At 60.7% G+C, this 15,063-nt stretch carries 14 protein-coding genes and 1 pseudogene; 11 read left to right on the top strand and 4 right to left on the bottom strand.

Annotation, left to right across the window (positions count from 1 at the left end; translation table 11 throughout):
* Positions 1 to 39: 39 nt before the first annotated feature.
* Positions 40 to 1,041 carry a PleD family two-component system response regulator gene (locus HU765_RS14095; protein ID WP_186621222.1) on the top strand — a complete coding sequence of 334 codons (1,002 nt, stop codon included), beginning with the start codon at positions 40 to 42 and terminating at the stop codon, positions 1,039 to 1,041.
* A gap of 13 nt (positions 1,042 to 1,054) precedes the next feature.
* Here the strand turns inward: HU765_RS14095 and HU765_RS26835 are convergent.
* Positions 1,055 to 1,144, bottom strand: a pseudogene (locus tag HU765_RS26835) (DUF4381 domain-containing protein); the annotation flags it as partial.
* 123 nt (positions 1,145 to 1,267) lie between these two features.
* On the opposite strand from HU765_RS26835, the gene prfB reads away from it, so the two are divergent.
* The 7 genes from prfB (at position 1,268) to HU765_RS14060 (ending at position 8,211) form a co-directional block, all read left to right on the top strand.
* Positions 1,268 to 2,363, top strand: a protein-coding gene (prfB, locus tag HU765_RS14090; RefSeq protein ID WP_099758102.1) for a peptide chain release factor 2 whose coding sequence is annotated in 2 segments (ribosomal slippage) — positions 1,268 to 1,339 and positions 1,341 to 2,363 — 1,095 coding nt in all. Because the reading frame shifts where the segments join, the coding sequence is not laid out codon by codon here.
* A gap of 130 nt (positions 2,364 to 2,493) precedes the next feature.
* Complete coding sequence (gene lysS, locus HU765_RS14085; protein WP_186621220.1) at positions 2,494 to 3,996, top strand: lysine--tRNA ligase; 1,503 nt, start codon at positions 2,494 to 2,496, stop codon at positions 3,994 to 3,996.
* Between the two features lie 105 nt (positions 3,997 to 4,101).
* Positions 4,102 to 4,815: a TetR family transcriptional regulator gene (locus tag HU765_RS14080; protein WP_186551087.1), complete on the top strand. Its 714-nt coding sequence runs from the start codon at positions 4,102 to 4,104 to the stop codon at positions 4,813 to 4,815.
* 147 nt (positions 4,816 to 4,962) lie between these two features.
* A complete protein-coding gene (locus tag HU765_RS14075) occupies positions 4,963 to 5,517 on the top strand; it encodes a hypothetical protein (RefSeq protein WP_186621218.1) in 555 nt (184 codons plus the stop codon).
* A 60-nt stretch (positions 5,518 to 5,577) separates the two neighbouring features.
* A complete protein-coding gene (locus tag HU765_RS14070) occupies positions 5,578 to 6,828 on the top strand; it encodes a flavohemoglobin expression-modulating QEGLA motif protein (RefSeq protein WP_186551137.1) in 1,251 nt (416 codons plus the stop codon).
* Positions 6,829 to 6,979: 151 nt separating this feature from the next.
* On the top strand, positions 6,980 to 7,885 hold the full coding sequence (locus HU765_RS14065) for an alpha/beta hydrolase (protein WP_186621216.1): 906 nt from the start codon (positions 6,980 to 6,982) through the stop codon (positions 7,883 to 7,885).
* Positions 7,882 to 8,211, top strand: a complete 330-nt coding sequence (locus HU765_RS14060; RefSeq protein ID WP_039762415.1) for a hypothetical protein — start codon at positions 7,882 to 7,884, stop codon at positions 8,209 to 8,211. The genes HU765_RS14065 and HU765_RS14060 overlap by 4 nt, the downstream gene beginning before the upstream one ends.
* 172 nt (positions 8,212 to 8,383) lie before the next feature.
* Here the strand turns inward: HU765_RS14060 and HU765_RS14055 are convergent, their stop codons facing one another.
* The 3 genes from HU765_RS14055 to HU765_RS14045 form a co-directional block, all read right to left on the bottom strand.
* A complete protein-coding gene (locus HU765_RS14055; RefSeq protein WP_186621214.1) occupies positions 8,384 to 9,172 on the bottom strand; it encodes an OmpA family protein in 789 nt (262 codons plus the stop codon).
* 55 nt (positions 9,173 to 9,227) lie between these two features.
* Complete coding sequence (locus tag HU765_RS14050; RefSeq protein ID WP_186621212.1) at positions 9,228 to 9,632, bottom strand: DUF4398 domain-containing protein; 405 nt, start codon at positions 9,630 to 9,632, stop codon at positions 9,228 to 9,230.
* A gap of 367 nt (positions 9,633 to 9,999) precedes the next feature.
* A complete protein-coding gene (locus HU765_RS14045; RefSeq protein WP_186621210.1) occupies positions 10,000 to 10,344 on the bottom strand; it encodes a pilin assembly protein in 345 nt (114 codons plus the stop codon).
* 212 nt (positions 10,345 to 10,556) lie between these two features.
* On the opposite strand from HU765_RS14045, the gene ppc reads away from it, so the two are divergent.
* The 3 genes from ppc to tsaB all read left to right on the top strand — a co-directional run bounded on the left by ppc (position 10,557) and on the right by tsaB (position 14,896).
* Entirely contained in the window at positions 10,557 to 13,187 is a 2,631-nt protein-coding gene (gene ppc, locus HU765_RS14040; RefSeq protein ID WP_186621208.1) for a phosphoenolpyruvate carboxylase, read from the top strand.
* Between the two features lie 290 nt (positions 13,188 to 13,477).
* Entirely contained in the window at positions 13,478 to 14,128 is a 651-nt protein-coding gene (adk, locus tag HU765_RS14035) for an adenylate kinase (protein ID WP_186621207.1), read from the top strand.
* 93 nt (positions 14,129 to 14,221) lie between these two features.
* Entirely contained in the window at positions 14,222 to 14,896 is a 675-nt protein-coding gene (gene tsaB / locus HU765_RS14030; RefSeq protein ID WP_186621206.1) for a tRNA (adenosine(37)-N6)-threonylcarbamoyltransferase complex dimerization subunit type 1 TsaB, read from the top strand.
* The last annotated feature ends 167 nt before the right edge of the window (positions 14,897 to 15,063 follow it).

Raw genomic sequence — 15,063 nt, 5'->3', positions numbered from 1 at the left:
TCCGCAATCCTGGCCCCCGCAGTACTCAGGTGACCGCCCATGAATGATTTACAGATCGACGACATTAAAACCGACGAAAACGCCGCCATGGTGTTGTTGGTAGACGATCAGGCGATGATCGGCGAAGCCGTGCGCCGTGGGCTGTCGAACCAGGAAAACATCGACTTCCACTTTTGCTCCGACCCACAACAGGCCATCGCTCAGGCGGTGCGCATCAAACCGACGGTGATCCTGCAGGATCTGGTGATGCCCGGCCTCGACGGCCTGAGCCTGGTGCGTGAGTATCGCAACCACCCGGCGACCAAGGACATCCCGATCATTGTCCTGTCGACCAAGGAAGACCCGCTGATCAAGAGTGCGGCGTTCTCCGCCGGGGCCAACGACTATCTGGTGAAGCTGCCGGACACCATCGAACTGGTCGCGCGCATCCGTTACCACTCGCGCTCCTACATGACCCTGTTGCAACGCGATGCGGCGTACCGCGCGCTGCGCGTCAGTCAGCAGCAACTGCTCGACACCAACCTGGTGCTGCAACGGTTGATGAACTCCGATGGCCTGACCGGGCTGTCCAACCGCCGGCATTTCGACGAATACCTGGAGCTGGAATGGCGCCGTTCGTTGCGCGATCAGAGCCAGTTGTCATTGCTGATGATCGACGTCGACTATTTCAAGTCGTACAACGACAGTTTTGGCCACGTCGAGGGTGACGAGGCGCTGCGCAAGGTCGCCACGGCCATTCGTGATGCCAGTGCGAGGCCGTCTGATCTGCCGGCGCGTTACGGCGGTGAGGAATTTGTGCTGGTGTTGCCGAACACCTCGCCGGGCGGTGCGCGGCTGTTGGCAGAGAAGCTGCGCCAGACCGTGGCGGCATTGAAGATTCCACACAACACCCCGGTCGAAGGTTCGAACCTGACCATCAGCATCGGCCTGGCGACCATGGTGCCGCAGGCGGGCAGTGATTGCCGGTTGCTGATTTCGGCGGCGGATCGCGGGTTGTATCTGGCGAAGAACAACGGGCGTAATCAGGTCGGGATTGAATAGCGACGCGATACCCTTGTGGGAGCGGGCTTGCTCGCGAATACGGTGTGTCATTCAGCATTGATGTCGCCTGACACGCCGCTTTCGCGAGCAAGCCCGCTCCCACAGGGAATCTCCATCAGGCCATGTCAAGTGAATCGCCCCCACACCCGCCAGACGGGCTGCCGCGACAGCCTGTTTACGTTATACTCGCCGGCTTTCAAAAGTTCGCCAACGAGTGCTGCCCGTCATGGAAATCAACCCGATCCTGAACACCATCAAGGACCTGTCCGAGCGCTCCGAAACTATTCGGGGGTATCTTTGACTACGATCAAAAGCATGAGCGTCTGACCGAGGTCAATCGCGAGCTTGAAGATCCGAGTGTCTGGAACAAACCTGAATACGCCCAGGAGCTGGGCCGCGAGCGTGCCGCGCTGGCGCAGATCGTCGATACCCTCGACGAACTGAACGGCGGTCTGGCCGATTGCCGCGACTTGCTCGACATGGCCGTCGAAGAAAACGACGAAGGCGCAGTGGGCGATGTCGTCGCCGAACTGGCCCGTCTCGAGGAAAATCTGGCCAAGCTGGAATTCCGCCGCATGTTCAGCCATGAAATGGACCCGAACAACGCCTACCTGGACATCCAGGCCGGCTCCGGCGGCACCGAAGCGCAGGACTGGGCCAACATCCTGCTGCGCATGTACCTGCGCTGGGCCGACAAACGCGGTTTCGACGCGACCATCATGGAGCTGTCGGCCGGTGAAGTCGCCGGGATCAAAGGCGCGACCGTGCACATCAAGGGCGAATACGCCTTTGGCTGGCTGCGTACCGAGATCGGCGTGCACCGTCTGGTGCGCAAGAGCCCGTTCGACTCCGGCAACCGTCGCCATACCTCGTTCTCCGCGGTTTTCGTCTCGCCAGAGATCGACGACAAGGTGGAAATCGAAATCAACCCGGCAGACCTGCGGATCGACACCTATCGTTCCTCCGGTGCCGGTGGTCAGCACGTTAACACCACCGACTCGGCCGTACGTATCACCCACGTACCGACCAACACCGTGGTCAGCTGCCAGAACGAGCGTTCCCAGCACGCCAACAAGGACACCGCGATGAAAATGCTGCGGGCCAAGTTGTACGAGCAGGAAATGCAGAAGCGCAACGCTGCGTCGCAGGCGCTTGAAGACACCAAGTCCGACATCGGCTGGGGTCATCAGATCCGCTCCTACGTGCTCGACGCGTCGCGGATCAAGGACCTGCGCACCAACATCGAACGCAGCGACTGCGACAAGGTACTCGACGGCGATATCGACGAATACCTGGAAGCCAGCCTGAAATCGGGCCTGTAACAGACGCCAACACAGGATCGACCGATTCGACTCGATCACTGTAGGAGCTCAGGGGGACGCCTGGTCCCTGCTGAGCGATTCCCGGGCCGCAAGGTCCGGGGGCAATGAACCTGATGGAATACTTAAAGACATGAGCGACCTACAACTCGACCCGCAAGCCCTGCAACAGGAAGAAAACTCCCTGATCGCCCTGCGCAAGGAAAAGCTTGCTGCCGAGCGCGCCAAGGGCAACGCCTTCCCGAACGACTTCCGCCGCGACCACTACTGCGATGCACTGCAGAAACAGTACGCGGACAAGACCAAGGAAGAGCTGGCCGAGGCTGCAATCCCGGTCAAGGTTGCCGGTCGCATCATGCTCAACCGTGGCTCGTTCATGGTGATTCAGGACATGACCGGTCGCATTCAGGTCTACGTCAACCGTAAAACCCTGTCTGAAGAAACCCTGGCCGCGGTGAAAACCTGGGACATGGGCGACATCATTGCCGCCGAAGGCACCCTGGCGCGTTCCGGCAAGGGCGACCTGTACGTTGAAATGACCAACGTGCGCCTGCTGACCAAGTCGCTGCGCCCGCTGCCGGACAAGCACCACGGCCTGACCGACACCGAACAGCGCTACCGTCAGCGCTACGTCGACCTGATCGTCAACGAAGACGTGCGCCAGACTTTCCGCGTGCGTTCGCAAGTGATCGCGCACATCCGCAGCTTCTTGATGAAGCGCGACTTCCTTGAAGTCGAAACGCCGATGCTGCAGACCATTCCCGGCGGCGCTGCGGCCAAGCCGTTCGAAACCCACCACAATGCTCTCGACATGGAAATGTTTCTGCGCATCGCCCCGGAGCTGTACCTCAAGCGCCTGGTGGTCGGCGGTTTCGAGAAAGTCTTCGAGATCAACCGCAACTTCCGTAACGAAGGCGTTTCGACCCGTCACAACCCTGAATTCACCATGTTGGAGTTCTATCAGGCGTACGCCGATTACGAGGACAACATGGACCTGACCGAAGAACTGTTCCGCGAGCTGGCGCAGCTGGTACTGGGCAGCACCGACGTGCCGTACGGCGACAAGGTGTTCCACTTCGGCGAGCCGTTCGTGCGCCTGTCGGTGTTCGATTCGATCCTCAAGTACAACCCTGAGCTGACCGCCGATGATCTGAACGACATCGACAAGGCTCGCGCCATCGCCAAGAAGGCCGGCGCCAAGGTGCTGGGCTTCGAAGGTCTGGGCAAACTTCAGGTGATGATTTTCGAAGAACTGGTCGAGCACAAGCTGGAGCAGCCACACTTCATCACCCAGTACCCGTTCGAAGTGTCGCCGCTGGCGCGTCGCAACGACGACAACCCGAACGTCACCGACCGTTTCGAGCTGTTCATTGGCGGCCGTGAAATCGCCAACGCCTACTCCGAGTTGAACGACGCCGAAGACCAGGCCGAGCGCTTCATGGCGCAGGTCGCCGACAAGGACGCTGGCGACGACGAAGCCATGCACTACGACGCCGACTTCGTGCGGGCGCTGGAATACGGCATGCCGCCAACCGCCGGCGAGGGTATCGGCATCGACCGTCTGGTGATGCTGCTGACCAACTCGCCGTCGATCCGCGATGTGATCCTGTTCCCGCACATGCGACCGCAAGCGTAAACGTTTCAGTTAAAAAGCCGCCTAAAACAGGCGGCTTTTTATTGCCTGTCTGGTACAAATGTATCAATTGGTTAATTTGCAAATAGCAGAGGAAGTGCTGTCGTGATGGGTGCAATAGCTCAAGAAGGTGCAGCGGGTATCGCCACTGCGGTCGCTGAAAGTGTTCAGTACCAGGGCCGCAAGGCCAGCCGACAGGGCAGTGAGCAGCGTCGCCAGGACATTCTCGATGCGGCGATGCGCATTGTCGTGCGCGACGGCGTGCGTGCCGTACGACACCGGGCGGTAGCGGCGGAAGCCGGTGTGCCACTGTCGGCGACCACATATTACTTCAAGGACATCGACGACCTGCTCACCGACACTTTCGCGCAATACGTTGAACGCAGTGCGGCCTACATGGCCAAGTTGTGGATCAACAATGAAGGCCTGCTGCGTGAGATGGTGGTCAGCGGCGACGGCAGCCCCGAGTCGCGCTCGCAACTGGCCGACGATATCGCGCGGCTGATGGCCGACTACGTTCACCGGCAACTGGTCAACCGCCGCGAGCACCTGATGGCCGAGCAGGCCTTCCGCCAGGAAGCGCTGCTCAACCCGCGTCTGGCGCTGCTGGTGCGCTCCCATCAGCAGATTCTGTTGCAGGGCACCTGCCAGTTGTTTCAGGTCCTGGGCTCGCGTGAACCGCAACAGGATGCCAAAGTGTTGACGGCGATTATCGGACGGATGGAATATCAGGGCCTGCTCAACGACGCCGAGCCTTTGGCCGAAGAGGACATGCTCGGGATTCTGACGCGGTATATGCACCTCGTCCTGGCGTCGGTGTAACGTAAACCCTTGTAGGAGTGAGCCTGCTCGCGATGGCTGTCTCTCATTCAACATCTTTGTTGGCTGACACTCTGCTATCGCGAGCAGGCTCACTCCTACAGGGAAAGCGATCACCCTAAGGGCGGCGAATGTTCATAGGAGTATCAAATGAAACCCTGGCGTGGCGTGCTGATGGCCCTGTCGTTGCTGCTGCTCAGCGGCTGCCTGGTGACGTTCAAGGAACCACTGCCGGCCCATGAATCGGCGCCCAACGGCCTGCTCGGTACATGGTCGAGCATCAACGCCTGGGGCGAGCCGATGAACCTTGAGCTGACCCGCGTCGGCAAGGATCGTTATCAGGCCGTCACGTATTTCAAGGCCAAACCGCGCGAGCGTGAAGCCTATCCGTTCACCGTGTCGCGCCACGGCAGCCGCTGGTATCTGTCGGCAAAAGTCCCGGCGCAATACGGCGGCCACTTCACCATCGCCGGTTTCGAGCTGACTGACACGCACGAACTGGTGGTCTACAACCTCGACCTCGACCAGATCAATCAAGCCATCAAACAGCAAGCCCTGAGTGGTCAAGCCTTCCAGACCGATGACGGCGACGGCATGCACGTCGACAGCAATCTCGACAAGGTCTTTGCTTACCTCGACGATCCGGCCAATTCCGATGTCTTCGTCGAAGCCGTGCGCTATCAACGCCAGGCGCGCGGCCAATAATTCAGTACGTCACGTTTTCTACAGGAGTTTCGGGTGGACGATTACCAGCAGACGATACGCATGTTGTCCGACCGCATTGTGCTGGCGCAGACGCCGATCCGCGTGCTCGACGCGGTGAAATGGGACGAGAACGTGCGCAAGGGCTTTCTCAAGGCCAAGGGTAAGGAACTGCCCGCCGTTGATCGCGACTATTACCTCAACCGGCCGCTGTCGTTCGACTCAAGCCAGGTCAAACTGGAATTCCAGAACATCGAGCGCGACATCACCCGTCAGCTCGGTCAGTTCAACCCGGTCGGGCAGATCATGCGGCGCATGTGCAAGGAGTACCGCATGGTCGTGCGCATGCTCGAAGCGCGCGGCACCGAGGATTTCGGCCTGATCTCGCAAGAATTGTACGGCGCTGCCTCCGATGCCTTTCATGCGGGGGATCCGACCCTGGCCGATCTCGGCCTGATGATGTCCGACTACCTCAACAACATCGATGGCCGCGGCGACCTGAAGGACGAACCGAAGGTCCTCACCGCCAAGGAGGCTGTGCACCTGCTGCAGACCCGGCTGAACAAAGTGTTCGGCGAGGCCGAGGAAACCATCCGCGTGTTCGAGTCCGACGGTATCGTGGCCGACGCCGCGGCAGGCGCTGACTACATCAAGATCCGCACCGACGCGATGTTCAACGAGCGCGACGTACGCGCGCTGGAAGTCCACGAAGGGCTGGTCCACGTCGGCACCACGCTCAACGGGCTTAATCAGCCGATCTGCACCTTCCTGTCCAAAGGCCCGCCCTCGTCGACGGTGACCCAGGAAGGCCTGGCGATCCTGATGGAAATCATCACCTTCGCTTCCTACCCGAGCCGCCTGCGCAAACTGACCAACCGCACTCGGGCGATTCATATGGTCGAGGAGGGCGCGGACTTTTTGCAGGTGTTCGAATTCTTCCGCGAGCAGGGCTTCGAGATGGCCGAAAGCTACGGCAACGCCAGTCGGGTTTTCCGTGGCTCGACACCGACCGGTCTGCCATTCACCAAAGACTTGTCCTACCTCAAGGGCTTTATCATGGTTTACAACTACATTCAGTTGGCCGTGCGTAAAGGCAAGCTTGAGCAGATTCCGCTGTTGTTCTGCGGCAAGACCACCCTGGAAGACATGCGTACCCTGCGGCAACTGGTGGACGAAGGACTGGTGGTGCCGCCCAAATATCTGCCCGATCAGTTCCGCGATTTGAACGCGCTGTCGGCGTGGATGTGCTTCTCCAACTTCCTCAACCATTTGAGCCTGGACCGGATTGAGGCGGATTATTCCAATATCCTTTAACCCCAACGCAAACCCCCTGTAGGAGTGAGCCTGCTCGCGATAGCGGTGTGTCAATCAACCGATATATCGACTGACACAATGCTATCGCGAGCAGGCTCACTCCTACAGGTTTGTTCTGCATTCCAACCTGAATTCTGCGAGGTTTCACCGGATGAGAATCCTCGGCATCCTTTGCCTGCTCCTGACCCTCGGCGGTTGCAGTTCGCTGCTGTTCTACCCGGAACCGGGCCAGGTCTTTACCCCCGATAAAGCCAAACTCGAATACCGCACGGTCACCCTGACCACCGCCGACGGCCTCAAGCTCAACGCCTGGTGGCTACCGGCCAAACCCGGTGTCGAGGTCAAAGGCACTGTCCTGCACCTGCACGGCAACGGCGGCAATCTGCCGATGCACCTGGGCGGTAGCTGGTGGCTCCCGAAGAACGGCTATCAGGTTCTATTGGTCGATTATCGCGGCTACGGCTTGTCCGAGGGCAAGCCGAGTTTGCCGGCGATTTATCAGGATATCGACGCCGCGTTCGCCTGGCTCGACAACGCGCCCGAAGTCAAAGGCAAACCGCTGGTGCTGCTCGGGCAAAGCCTCGGCGGTGCGATGGCGGTGCATTGGCTGGTGCAGCACCCCGAGCGACAAAAACAGCTCAAGGCGCTGGTGCTCGATGGTGTGCCCGCCAGTTACCGCAGCGTCGGCCAGTTCGCCCTCAGCACCTCATGGCTGACCTGGCCATTGCAAGTGCCGCTGTCGTGGCTGGTGCCGGATGGCGACAGCGCGATCAACTCGATGGCGCAGCTGACGGGCGTGCCCAAGCTGATCTTCCACAGCATCGACGATCCGCTGGTGCCGATGGCCAACGGCATCCGCCTGTATCAGGCAGCGCCGCCACCACGCGTCTTGCAACTGACTCGCGGCGGTCACGTACAGACCTTCGGCGACCCGGTGTGGCGGCAGGTCATGCTGCGCTATCTCGACGATCCCGAACACTTCAACGGCCTGCGCCGCCTCGGCGAAATCCCCAATTACCCGCCACCCCCGAATTCTGAAGATGAGAGTCCGCAATGACTGAAGAACGTAACGCCATCCCGCTGATCATCACCGGTATTTGCAGCATCCTCGGCACTGTCGGGGCGCTGTGGTACTACGGCTACCTGCACTTCGCCAAACCCGAGGATGCGCTGCTGCTCAACGAATTCACCATGCTCAAAACCGTTCCCGGCGAGGACTACAAAGTCTCGCTGACGCCCGCGCCGCAAGTGGCGCAGTGCATTGATGGCGTGCTGGTGCTATTTGATACCGAGCAGAAAGGCCTGACCGGAGTGTTGGTCAATGCGCAGAAAAAAGCGGTGCGCTGCATGGGCGAAGAGACCCCACAAAAACTCGAGCAGTAACCCGATCCAATGTAGGAGTGAGCCTGCTCGCGATAGCGGTGTGTCTGCCAAATCAATGTTGGCTGATCGGGCGCTATCGCGAGCAGGCTCACTCCTACAGGATTTGTCTTCATGCACAAAAAAGCCCCGCCTGAATCAAATCAGGCGGGGCTTTTGCGCTACGCGGTGAAGCTTAGTTCGAGCTCACCGAAGAGCGCGGTGCAACCGGTTGGTTGTCGTTGGAAATGGTCACTTCCACGCGACGGTTCATCGCACGGCCCGAGACACTGCTGTTATCAGCGACCGGATATTCCTTGCCATAACCCTGAGCGACGATGCGTGCTGGATCGACGCCCATCTTGATCAGGGCCATCTGCACGGACGTCGCGCGGCGCTCGGACAGCGACTGGTTGTAGCTCGCGGTACCGGTGCTGTCGGTGTAACCCTCGACGATCACTTTGCGATCCGGGTTTTCCTGGAGGAACTGCGCCAGTTTGTTGATATTCACCAGGCCGCTGGATTTCAGTTCAGCCTTGTTGGTGGCGAACAGCACGTCACCGAAAGTCACCAGCGTGCCGCGATCGGTCTGCTTGGCGTTGAGGCTGTCCTGCAGCTGTTTGATCTGCTGATCACGGGCGTCCAGGCGTGCCTGGGCACGTTGGGCAGCGGCGTTTTTCAGATTGTTCTCAGCGGTGCGCAGAGCGATGGTCTGCTTGGCCACTTCCACGCGCTGGTTGGTCAGGTAAGCCAGTTGATCAACCTTGGCCGCGTCTTCTTTGTCCAGATAAGCCTTGTCGGCCTTGTCCAGGTAATCGCTGGCATCTTTGGTTTCCAGCGCCGCGACTTTGCTCGCCTGTGGGTTGGCTTGCAGGCCTGCGTAGTTGGTGCGCGCCTGTTCCAGGTTCGGGTTAGGCGGGGTGGAGCAGGCGGCCAGAGCAACACTTGCGGCGAGGAGAGCGGGAATCATCAGTTGCTTACGCATAATTTGTCGTCCTTTCTATCGGTAAGAGTTTCAGCTTTGCGGTCCGGATGCGCGCTTACTGCACGGTGCGCTGGCTTTCCTGACGCAGTTCCTGAACACCTTTCTGGGAATCCTTCACAGCCTGTTCGGCCTTGGCGGCCTGTGCCTTGCGTTCAGCGACACGAGCGTCCCACTCAGCCTGCTCGGCCAGGCGACGTGCCTCGTCATACTTCTTGTCGTGCATGGCGATTTCAGCTTGTTTCAGTTTGTCCTGCGCCTGCTTCATTTCCACGGCGGCGAATTCGGTACCGCCAGCGCTGACCGCGCTGTTGACCGCCGACTGGGTCACCGCGTACTGCTCGGTGGGTGGGTTACCGGCGCAACCGGCAAGGATGAAGCTGGTGCCGATGGCCAGAGCGGCCAGTTTCAGACCGTGCAGGTGGGAAAACGAGGTTTGGGTTTTCATGGTCTTCAACTCCATTAGGCATCTCCTGAAAATACAACTGAATCCATCCTGGCAGAGGAGCCGAAAGCATCGCTTGTTGACGCGAATTGAAACGCTCGTTCCAGGCGTGGTTACCTGTTCCGACCGAAGGCATTTTTGAAAAGTTCAGAAAAGATGGCCTATCGCCAAAAATTAAATTGACCGTTCGGACAAGGCTCTGGAACGGGAACTTTGGCGGTTTCAAGCGGTACGCGCGGGGTCTAATGAAGCCGGACATTGAGGGTGTACACAGTCCATTGTAGGCCTTCGCCTGCTCGCGATAGCGGTGCGTCAGTCACACATGTGGTGGCTGAAAAGACGCTATCGCGAGCAGGCTCACTCCTACAGTTTGATCTGCGTTGTGTCAGTGCTTTTGCTTGGTTTCGGAGGCGGACAAATCATGCAGATGCCGTCTCGACAGCGCCAGGAATCGCGGCGTCGGCCCGACATCCTCATACAGCGGATCACCTTCCTCATCGGTCGCAACCACGGTCGAACCCTTCACGTACGGCAGGCTCGCCTCAAACTCTTCAAGCGCCGCGCCGATCAGTTCGCCGAGCAGTTCCTCGGGATGGCGTTTGGGGTACATCTCGGCAATCGCCGCCAGACGCGCAGCGGCCTCGACGTCCAGGTGAATTGTGTAGCCGGTGTCGGTCAGGCGACCTTTGGCATTTTCTTCCCAATGCTGGGCAAGTTCACGGATTTTCATGATGGCCTCATTGCGCACCCGCTCATGGCAGGTCTGGGTGAGTGTCCGCCGTCGCGGCGGCCAGCCGTTGTGCGGCTTACTGTTGAGACTAGCTTTCGCCCGCAAGGTTTAAAGTCCCTTCGTCGCCTGCTTGTAAGAAGCGCCGCAGCGCGGCACTCTCTGAGTCATTCACTCGTTTCTAGGCCGCCCGGATTACCGCTGGAGAACTGCTGATGACCGATATTGATGCACGCTTGCGCGAAGATGTTCACCTGCTCGGAGAGCTGTTGGGCAACACCATTCGAGACCAGTACGGCGAGGCGTTCCTCGACAAGATCGAAGAGATCCGCAAGGGCGCCAAGGCTGACCGTCGCGGCTCGATGGACGCCGAACTGAGCGCCAGCCTCAATCAATTGAGCGAGGACCAACTGCTCCCGGTGGCGCGGGCCTTCAACCAGTTCCTCAATCTGGCGAACATCGCCGAGCAGTATCAGTTGATCCACCGGCGCGAAGAGACGCAGGCCGCGCCGTTTGAATCCCGCGTGTTGCCTGAATTGCTCGCGCGCTTGCGCAGCGAAGGCCACAGCGCCGAATCCCTGGCGCGACAACTGGCGCGCCTGGACATTGAACTGGTGCTGACTGCGCATCCCACCGAAGTGGCGCGACGCACGCTGATCCAGAAGTACGACGCCATCGCCGCGCAACTGGCTGCGCAGGATCACCGCGACCTGACCAGCGCCGAGCGTGAGCAGATCCAGAGCACGTTGCAACGGCTGATCGCCGAAGCCTGGCACACCGAAGAAATCCGCCGCACCCGGCCGACGCCGGTGGACGAGGCCAAGTGGGGTTTTGCGGTGATTGAGCATTCGCTGTGGCAAGCGATTCCCCACCACATGCGCAAGGCCGACCAGGCGCTGTTCGCTGCGACCGGCCTGCGCCTGCCGCTGGAAGCCGCGCCGATTCGTTTCGCCTCGTGGATGGGCGGCGACCGCGACGGCAATCCCAACGTTACGGCGGCAGTGACCCGCGAAGTGTTGCTGCTGGCACGCTGGATGGCGGCTGACTTGTACCTGCGCGATGTCGACCACCTCGCGGCCGACCTGTCGATGCAGCAGGCCAGCGACGCGCTGCGGGCCAGGGCCGGCGACAGTGCCGAACCGTATCGCGCAGTGCTCAAGCAATTGCGTGAGCGCCTGCGTGCTACGCGCAATTGGGCCCATGCCGCGTTGACCGCGCCGACGCCGGCGCCGGCCGATGTCTTGCACAACAATCGTGATCTGCTCGAACCGCTGGAGTTGTGTTTCAACTCCCTGCACGAATGCGGCATGGGCGTGATCGCTGACGGCCCGTTGCTCGACTGCCTGCGCCGGGCGGTGACGTTTGGCCTGTTTCTGGTGCGTCTGGACGTGCGCCAGGACTCGTCGCGACACAGTTCGGCGATGACCGAAATCACCGATTATCTGGGCCTTGGTCGTTATGAGGACTGGAACGAAGACCAGCGCATCGACTTCCTCACCGGCGAATTGAACAACCGTCGGCCATTGCTGCCGGCGCATTTCAAACCTTCGGCCGATACCGCTGAGGTGCTCAACACCTGCAAGGAAATTGCCGCAGCACCGGCGGCTTCGCTGGGTTCTTACGTGATCTCCATGGCCGGCGCCGCGTCCGATGTGCTCGCCGTGCAATTGCTGCTCAAAGAGTCTGGCGTGTTGCGGCCGATGCGCGTGGTGCCGCTGTTCGAAACCCTCGCTGACCTCGATAACGCCGGACCGGTGATGGAACGCCTGCTGCACCTGCCGGGCTACCGCGCACGGCTGCAGGGCCCGCAGGAAGTCATGATTGGCTATTCCGACTCGGCCAAGGACGCCGGCACCACCGCTGCGGCCTGGGCGCAATACCGTGCCCAGGAACGGCTGGTGGAGATTTGCCGCGAACAGCAAGTCGAGCTGCTGTTGTTCCATGGTCGTGGCGGCACCGTGGGCCGTGGTGGTGGCCCGGCACACGCGGCGATTCTGTCGCAGCCGCCGGGTTCGGTGGCAGGACGTTTCCGCACCACCGAACAGGGCGAAATGATTCGTTTCAAATTCGGCCTGCCGGACATCGCCGAGCAAAACCTCAACCTGTATCTGGCGGCGGTGCTCGAAGCAACGCTGCTGCCACCCCCACCGCCGACGCCCGAGTGGCGGCACCTGATGGATGAATTGGCGGCGGACGGTGTCAGCGCTTACCGCCAGGTGGTGCGGGAAAATCCGCAATTCGTCGAGTACTTTCGCCAGTCCACGCCGGAGCAGGAGCTGGGCCGTTTGCCCCTTGGCAGTCGTCCGGCCAAACGTCGTGCCGGCGGCATCGAAAGCCTGCGGGCGATCCCGTGGATCTTCGGCTGGACCCAAACGCGCCTGATGTTGCCGGCGTGGCTTGGCTGGGAGACTGCCCTGAGCAAGGCCCTGGCGCGCGGCGAAGGCGAGCTGCTCGGACAAATGCGCGAGCAATGGCCGTTCTTCCGCACGCGCATCGACATGCTGGAAATGGTCCTGGCCAAGGCGGACGCGGATATTGCACGCTCGTATGACGAGCGTCTGGTCGAGCTGGATCTGCTGCCGTTGGGCGCGCAGTTACGCGACCTATTGTCGCAGGCGTGCTCGGTGGTGCTCGGCCTGACCGGGCAGTCGCAGCTGCTCGCACACAGCCCCGAGACCCTCGAATTCATCCGCTTGCGCAACACCTATCTCGACCCGCTGCATCTATTGCAGGCGGAACTGCTGGCCCGTTCGCGGCAGCAGGATGTCGAGCAGGGCAGCCCGGTGGAACAGGCGCTGCTGGTGTCTGTGGCGGGGATCGCCGCCGGATTGCGCAACACCGGCTGATGTTTTTGAGCAGACCTGCGACGCCCGAGGCCCACCTCGGGCGTCGCTTTGTGCAGCGCGTGAAAGTATCGCCAGGCGACAGTTAATGCTCGGGTTGCGACTTGGCTCACCGTGGCGCAACGTCGCGGCGCGCGTCGGTTTCTCCGACTTTTGGCGTCTTGTGTGGGCGCAGCCTGCTGTGTATCTTGATCAGCCTTTGGCCGTTTGTGCGGTCACGACCCGTATTTTTAAGATTGGCCCCAAGAGGCGAATCCCGTTGTTTTCTATATAAAAAATTGAGGAGCACATCGATGCGCGTCATTCTGCTGGGAGCTCCCGGGGCCGGTAAAGGTACTCAGGCAAAGTTCATCACCGAGAAATTCGGCATTCCGCAAATCTCCACCGGCGACATGCTCCGTGCTGCGGTCAAGGCCGGCACTCCACTGGGCGTGCAAGCCAAGAGCATCATGGATGCCGGCGGCCTGGTGTCGGATGACCTGATCATCGCGCTGGTCAAGGACCGCATCGCTCAACCGGATTGCGCCAACGGTTTCCTGTTCGACGGCTTCCCGCGCACCATTCCGCAGGCTGAAGCGCTGGTCACTGCCGGCGTCGAGCTGGACGCCGTCGTTGAAATCGCTGTTGAAGACGAAGAGATCGTTCAGCGCATTGCCGGTCGTCGTGTTCACGAAGCCAGCGGCCGCGTCTACCACATCGTCTATAACCCGCCGAAGCTGGCTGGCAAAGACGACATCACTGGCGAAGAACTGGTCCAGCGCAAGGACGACACCGAAGAAACCGTGCGTCATCGCCTGTCGGTCTACCATTCGCAGACCAAGCCGCTGGTGGCGTTCTATCAGAACCTCTCCGCGCAGAATGGCGGCAAGCCGAAGTACAGCCACATTCCGGGTGTGGGTTCGGTCGAAGCGATCACCGCCAAGGTACTTGAAGCGCTGAGCTGAAAAGTCTGAACCGCCGCATCATCCACGGCCCGCTTGCGGGCCGTAGTTGTTTATACTGACGCACTTTTTCCCACCCCTGTTTTGGAAACATCGATGAGCACCTTGCTGGCCCTGGACACCGCGACTGAAGCTTGCTCCGTTGCCTTGCTGCACGACGGCAAGGTCACGAGCCATTACGAGGTGATCCCGCGCCTGCACGCGCAGAAGCTGCTGCCGATGATCCAGCAACTGCTGGCCGACGCCGGCACCACGTTGCAGGCAGTCGACGCGATTGCCTTCGGTCGTGGCCCGGGGGCGTTTACCGGTGTGCGCATCGCCATTGGTGTGGTGCAGGGCCTGGCCTTTGCGCTGGATCGTCCGGTGTTGCCAGTGTCCAACCTTGCGGTGCTGGCACAGCGGGCCTTTCGTGAACACGGCGTGAGCCAGGTCGCGGCCGCCATCGATGCACGAATGGATGAAGTCTATTGGGGCTGCTACCGCGAGACGGCGGGGGAGATGCGTCTGGTCGGCGCCGAAGCGGTGCTGCCGCCGGAAGTCGCTGCGCTGCCGGCCGATGCCAGCGGCGAGTGGTTCGGTGCCGGCACTGGCTGGGGTTATGGAGAGCGCATTGCAGTCAACCTGACCGGCTCCGATGCCGGCATGCTGCCCCACGCCGAAGACCTGCTGACCCTGGCGCGCTTCGCCTGGGAACGCGGTGAGTCGATTGTGGCGGACGACGCACAACCGGTTTACCTGCGCGATAAAGTCGCCACCCCCAAGGCCCGCTGACACAACGCTCTCCCCCTGTGGGAGCGAGCCTGCTCGCGAATGCGGTGTATCAGTCTCAATCAGCTTTCCTGACACACCGCATTCGCGAGCAGGCTCGCTCCCACAGGTTCGGTGTCCACAGGCAAATATCGCCAATCGTCAGTTTCTGCCCCCTCGCTTAAAACCTT

This window comes from Pseudomonas sp. SWRI81 (assembly GCF_014268545.1).
In the GTDB taxonomy this organism is placed as follows: domain Bacteria; phylum Pseudomonadota; class Gammaproteobacteria; order Pseudomonadales; family Pseudomonadaceae; genus Aquipseudomonas; species Aquipseudomonas hamedanensis.
This window is presented reverse-complemented; position numbering and strand designations above follow the sequence as displayed.